The 5,762-nt window shown below is 73.7% G+C and carries 5 protein-coding genes; 3 read left to right on the top strand and 2 right to left on the bottom strand.

Features of this window, described 5'->3' with window-relative positions; translation table 11 throughout:
- Positions 1–124 precede the first annotated feature (124 nt).
- Complete coding sequence (locus ACR80Q_RS10780; protein ID WP_435377613.1) at positions 125–979, bottom strand: alpha/beta fold hydrolase; 855 nt, start codon at positions 977–979, stop codon at positions 125–127.
- A gap of 993 nt (positions 980–1,972) precedes the next feature.
- Between ACR80Q_RS10780 and ACR80Q_RS10775 the strand changes: the two genes are divergently transcribed.
- Positions 1,973–2,548: a dihydrofolate reductase family protein gene (locus ACR80Q_RS10775; RefSeq protein WP_435377602.1), complete on the top strand. Its 576-nt coding sequence runs from the start codon at positions 1,973–1,975 to the stop codon at positions 2,546–2,548.
- On the opposite strand, the gene ACR80Q_RS10770 is transcribed toward ACR80Q_RS10775, so the two are convergent.
- Positions 2,527–3,408: a 3-methyladenine DNA glycosylase gene (locus tag ACR80Q_RS10770; RefSeq protein ID WP_435377601.1), complete on the bottom strand. Its 882-nt coding sequence runs from the start codon at positions 3,406–3,408 to the stop codon at positions 2,527–2,529. The genes ACR80Q_RS10775 and ACR80Q_RS10770 overlap by 22 nt on opposite strands.
- Positions 3,409–3,448: 40 nt before the next feature.
- On the opposite strand from ACR80Q_RS10770, the gene ACR80Q_RS10765 reads away from it, so the two are divergent.
- The gene (locus tag ACR80Q_RS10765) at positions 3,449–4,252 is read left to right on the top strand and encodes a fumarylacetoacetate hydrolase family protein (RefSeq protein WP_435377600.1); all 804 of its coding nucleotides are present in this window, start codon (positions 3,449–3,451) and stop codon (positions 4,250–4,252) included.
- Complete coding sequence (gltX, locus tag ACR80Q_RS10760) at positions 4,249–5,757, top strand: glutamate--tRNA ligase (protein WP_435377599.1); 1,509 nt, start codon at positions 4,249–4,251, stop codon at positions 5,755–5,757. The genes ACR80Q_RS10765 and gltX overlap by 4 nt, the downstream gene beginning before the upstream one ends.
- Positions 5,758–5,762: the final 5 nt, after the last annotated feature.

The raw sequence follows: 5,762 nt of genomic DNA, 5'->3' as shown, positions 1-5,762 counted from the left end.
ACCCGGCTGGGACCCCACCCAACCCTACCCGTTCTGATGACCACCGGCCCTGGCCGGAGCTGGGGTGCGACCGCGGTGCGGTCGGGCGTGGTCGAGCGCCTTCGGTGAGCTGGCCAGGACGCGGTCAGGCGCGGTCGACCGGGCTGGTGTGCTGCGTGATGGCCTCGACCAGCGCGGGGACCACGGTCGCGGGCAGGGCGTGACCCATCCCGGGAACGGTCACCAGCGTCCCGTTCCCGAGCAGCCCGGCCAGGTGCGCGCCGTGCGGGGGCGGGTTGACGGGGTCCTCCGGACCGTGGACGACGAGCGTCGGCACGGTGACCGAGCCCAGCTCCAGGCCGCGGTCCAGCCCCTCCTGGGACGCGACGGCATGCGCGGTCGAGCCGTGCCAGGTACCGGCGTGCGCCGCGACGCCTCGCTCCATCGCCCGGAACTCACCGGCGTCGAACGGCAGCACGTCGCCGTTGAGCAACCGCCAGTGCTCGACCCGCCAGTCCAGCTCGGCCGCCTCGTCGCGCTCCTCGCCCATGCTCTGCCACAGCTCGAGCAGGCGAGGGTCGACCTCCGGCAGCTGGTCCTGGCCCCGGCCCGCCAGGCCGCTGCCGAGCGCGGACGTGGTCAGCAGGACGGCGCTACGCAGGCGCTCGGGGGCGTCCAGGAGCAGCAGCTGCACCAGCACCCCGCCCATCGACATGCCGAGCACGTGGGCGCGGTCCACGTCGAACGCGTCCAGGACGGCCACGGCGTCGCGGGCCAGGTCGCGGATCGCGTAGCTGGGCTCACCGGTGGACCACGTGGACCGTCCGGTGTCCCGGTGGTCGTAGCGGATGACCCGGTGGTGCTGACCGAGCCCGTCCAGCAGCGCCGAGGGCCAGGTCGCGCTGCTGGCGTTGGCCCCCATCACCAGCAGCAGCGGGGTGGCGCGTCGGTCCCCGGACTCCTGGGCCCAGACCTGCACTCCGTCCGCCACGTCGACCATGCGTCCCACGGACCCGCACCCTGCCCGACGGGGACCGGTGCGGGCCACCTGTTTCCCTCGGACGTGCCCGNGCAGCGGGGTGGCGCGTCGGTCCCCGGACTCCTGGGCCCAGACCTGCACTCCGTCCGCCACGTCGACCATGCGTCCCACGGACCCGCACCCTGCCCGACGGGGACCGGTGCGGGCCACCTGTTTCCCTCGGACGTGCCCGTGCAGCAGCAGCGGATGGTCCCAGTCGCCGCACCTCACGACCAGGTCGGCGCGAGCCGTCGGGTCGCAGGCGTCCTCGTACAGCTGCTGGCCCCGCAGGTACCGCAGGTTGTCCGGGTGATGGGGATCGACCGGTGAGCCGTCCCGCACCGCCATCCGACGGAACCGCTCCGGCGCCGGGGCCTCGAGCCGCACCGACAGGTCCCACACCTCGACCAGCTCGTCCCGCAGCAGGAAGATGCCGTCGACCACGAGGACTCCGACCGGCGGCACCGGTCGGCTGGGCGCCGGCACCGCTGCGTCCGTCGACACGTCTCGCACCGCGACCCGGTAGCCGCCGGAACCGTTCCGCCACGGGCCGAGCAGCTCACGGTGGAGGGCGTCGTAGTCGTAGGAGTCGCACCAGAAGCCTTCGGGGGACCGGCGACCCCGGGCGTACCGCTCGTGACGTGGGCGGTGGAAGCCGTCGACGGACACCTGCCGGGCGTCGACCCCGGAGGCCACGAGGGAGCCGGTGAGCGCGGCGGCGAAGGTCGACTTGCCGGCGCCGTCGGCCCCGTCGACGGCCACCAGGCAGGGCCGGTCCGGTGGCGCCGCCTGACGGACCCGGTCCCTCACCAGGTCGACCAGGTCGTCCGGGGTCACGCCGCCATGGTGCCCGACCGGACGCACCGACCGGACGCACCGACGGACGCCGGGAGCGGGCAAAGGTGTCGACGCGCGGGACGTCGTCCGGCACCGTCGACCCGTTCCAGCCGCTGCCGATGCCTCAGGAGGCCACCCGTGCGAGCCCTCGTCTACTTCGTCGCCGTCAGCCTGGACGGCCGGATCGTCGGACCGGGCGGCGAGACCGACGCGTTCCCCGTCGACCCCGACTACCTGGCCCGGCTGGCGCAGGAGTGGGGCGACGGCCTGCCCACGGCGTTCCACCAGGCCATGGGCACGGAACCACCACGCACCCGCTGGGACACGGTGGTGATGGGGCGCGGGACGTTCCAGCCCGCCCTGGACGCCGGCGTCGCCGACCCCTACGCGCACCTGGACACCTACGTGTTCTCGCGCACGCTCGACCCCGACGAGCACCCCGAGGTGACCGTCGTGGCCGAGGACGCGGCCGGCTTCGTCCGAGCCCTCAAGCAGCGCGACGGCGGGGACATCTGGCTGTGCGGCGGGGGAGCCCTCGCCGGCGCCCTGGCCGAGGAGGTCGACCGGCTGGTGCTCAAGGTCAACCCGGTCGTGCTGGGGGACGGCATCCCGCTCTTCGCGGGTCCGTCAGCCCCCACCGCCTGGCGGCCGGCCGAGCAGGAGGCCCCCGGCGCGGGGGTGCTGGTGCTGACCTACGAGCGGGTCAGGACCTGACCGGGCGCGGCCTGGGCGGTCCGGCAGACCGCCAGCAGGCGCTCCCGCAGCGGTGCGGCGCGCGACGCCAGACGACGCTGCTCACCCGCGTACGTCGCGCGACCGGAGGTGGTCTCGACCGGGACCGCGTCCAGGCCGTACCCGGAGACGTCGTACGGGCTGGCCCGCATGTCCAGGGTGCGGGCGTCGCGGGCCAGCTCGAAGCAGTCCAGCAGCAGGTCACCCGGCACCAGGGGCCCGAGCTTGAGGGCCCACTTGAGCAGGTCCATGGTCACGTGCACGCACCCGGCGTGGTCCATCTCGGGTTGCCGCTCGCGGCTGGGGCGCACGTCGTTGAGCGGTACGGCCTCGTCGGTGAAGAACCGGAACGCGTCGATGTGGCTGCAGCGCAACGGACGCGACTCCACCACGGCGTCGGTCGCCGTCTGCCCCAGCCGCAGCGGCATGGCGTGCCGCCGCTCGTCGGCCCGGTAGACCATGGCCCACTCGTGCAGCCCGAAGCAGTCGTGACGGGCCGGCCGCGCCGCGACGCCGCCGAGCACGGCGGTCGTCCACTCGAGCACGCCCGTCTGGCGGGTCGCGAACGCCTCGACGTCGACGGTCGAGCCGGGCCCGGAGGCCGTGAGGACCTCCCGGTGCCCGTCGGGCCGCTCGTCGACCTCCAGCAGCGCGACCCCGACCCCGGCGTGCCAGCGGGCCAGGCGCCCCGGCCGCAGCGAGTAGTACGTCCACAGGAAGTCGTCGACGGCATGGCTCCGACCGCGCGACCTCCGCTCCCGACGCGCGTGCGACAGCTCCGCGGCGCGGGCCTCGTGGGCCTGGCGCAGGGCGAGCCACTGCTGGCGGGGAAGGACCTGCACCCGGTAAGGGTAGGCACCTGCCGCCGGTAGCCTCGCCGACGTGCGCATCGCGAGGTACACCGCAGGAGAGGACCCGGCGTTCGGCATCGTCGAGGGGGAGCCCGGCAGCGAGGTGGTCCGCCAGATCGCCGGCGACCCGATCTACGCCGAGCCGACCCCCACCGGCGTCGTCCACGAGCTGGTCGACGTCCGCCTGCTGGCGCCGGTCATCCCGCGCAGCAAGATCGTCGGCATCGGCAAGAACTACGCCGACCACGTGGCCGAGATGGGTGGCGGCGAGGCCCCCACGGAGCCCGCGATGTTCCTCAAGCCCAACACCTCCGTCATCGGGCCCAACGACCCGATCGTCCTGCCCTGGCAGAGCACCGACGTGCACTACGAGGGCGAGCTCGCCGTCGTCATCGGTCGGCTGTGCAAGGACGTCCCCCACGAGCGCGTCCCGGAGGTCGTCTTCGGCTACACCATCGCCAACGACGTCACCGCCCGGGACCTGCAGCGCAGCGACCTCCAGTGGGCCCGCGCCAAGGGGTTCGACACCTTCTGCCCGCTCGGCCCGTGGTTGGTCACCGGCGACGAGCTGGCCGTCGACGACCTGGCCATCAGCACCCGCCTGGACGGCACGGTCGTCCAGTCCGGCCGCACCTCGCAGCTGATCCACGACGTCGTCACCCTGGTCAGCGCCGTCAGCGAGGCGTTCACGCTGCTGCCCGGCGACGTCATCCTCACCGGCACCCCCGCCGGGGTCGGGCCGATGACCGACGGCCAGGTGGTCGAGATCGAGGTCGAGGGCATCGGCGTCCTGCGAAACCCCGTCCGTGACTCCGGCTCGGGAGGGCCCGCATGAGCGACACCGACCACACACCGACGAGCGGCACCGTCACCAGCGACGTGCGGGTCCGGTTCTGCCCCAGCCCCACCGGCACCCCCCACGTCGGGCTGGTCCGGACCGCGCTGTTCAACTGGGCCTACGCCCGGCACACCGGCGGCACGTTCGTGTTCCGCATCGAGGACACCGACGCGGCCCGGGACTCCAGCGAGTCCTACGACGCCCTGCTGGACGCGTTGCGCTGGCTCGGCCTGGACTGGGACGAGGGCCCCGAGGTCGGTGGCCCGCACGAGCCCTACCGGCAGTCGCAGCGGCGTCACCTGTACGACGACGCCATCGCGCGGCTGGTGGAGCGCGGCCACCTCTACGAGTCGTTCTCGACCCCGGCCGAGGTCGAGCAGCGCCACCGTGACCAGGACCGCGACCCCAAGCTCGGCTACGACAACCACGACCGGTACCTGACCGACGACGCGCGCCGTGCGTTCCTGGCCGAGGGGCGGTCGCCGGTCCTGCGGTTCCGCATGCCGGACGCGGACATCGTCGTCGACGACATGGTCCGCGGCGACATCACCTTCGCCCAGGGCACGGTGCCGGACTTCGCGGTCGCCCGCGCCAACGGCGACCCGTTGTACACGCTGGTCAACCCGGTCGACGACGCGCTGATGGGGATCACGCACGTGCTGCGCGGCGAGGACCTGCTCAGCTCGACGCCGCGGCAGGTCGCGCTGTACGACGCCCTGCACTCCGTGGGCATCGGTCAGGGCCCGCCGCGCTTCGCGCACCTGCCCATGGTCACCGGGGAGGGCAACAAGAAGCTGTCGAAGCGGGCGCCGGAGTCCAACCTGTTCCTGCACCGGGAGCGGGGGTTCCTGCCCGAGGGGCTGCTCAACTACCTGGCCCTGCTGGGGTGGGGTATCGCCGAGGACCGCGACGTCTTCACGCTGCCCGAGATGGTCGCCGCGTTCGACGTCGCCGACGTCGGGTCCAACCCGGCGCGCTTCGACGTGGCCAAGGCCGAGGCCATCAACGCCCAGCACATGCGGGCCCTGCCCGCCGACGAGCTGTCGCGTCGCCTCGTGCCGTACCTGCAGGACTACCTGGCCGACCCGCCGACCGCGCGCCAGCAGGAGCTGCTCGACGCCGCGACCCCGCTGGTGCAGGAGCGCATGACGCTGCTGGGCCAGGCCCCGGACATGATGGGGTTCCTGTTCCTGGCCGACGCGGACCTGCCCCACGACCCCGACAGTGTGGCCGCGCTGCGCGAGGAGGCCCCGCAGGTCCTCGACGCCACCGTGCAGGCGCTCGAGGCGCTGCCGGCGTGGGACACGGCGAGCATCGAGGCGGCGCTGCGCGCGGCCCTGGTGGACGGGCTCGGCGTCAAGCCGAAGTTCGCCTTCGCGCCCGTGCGGGTGGCCATCACGGGGCGTCGGGTGTCGCCGCCGCTGTTCGAGTCGATGGAGCTGCTCGGGCGCGAGTCCAGCCTGGTCCGGCTGCGTCGCCTGCAGGAGACGCTCGCCGGCTGACGTGG

The organism is Aquipuribacter aurantiacus, from assembly GCF_051216895.1.
In the GTDB taxonomy this organism is placed as follows: domain Bacteria; phylum Actinomycetota; class Actinomycetes; order Actinomycetales; family JBBAYJ01; genus Aquipuribacter.
Note: the sequence above shows the minus strand (reverse complement) of the source record. Positions and strands in the feature narration are given on the sequence as shown.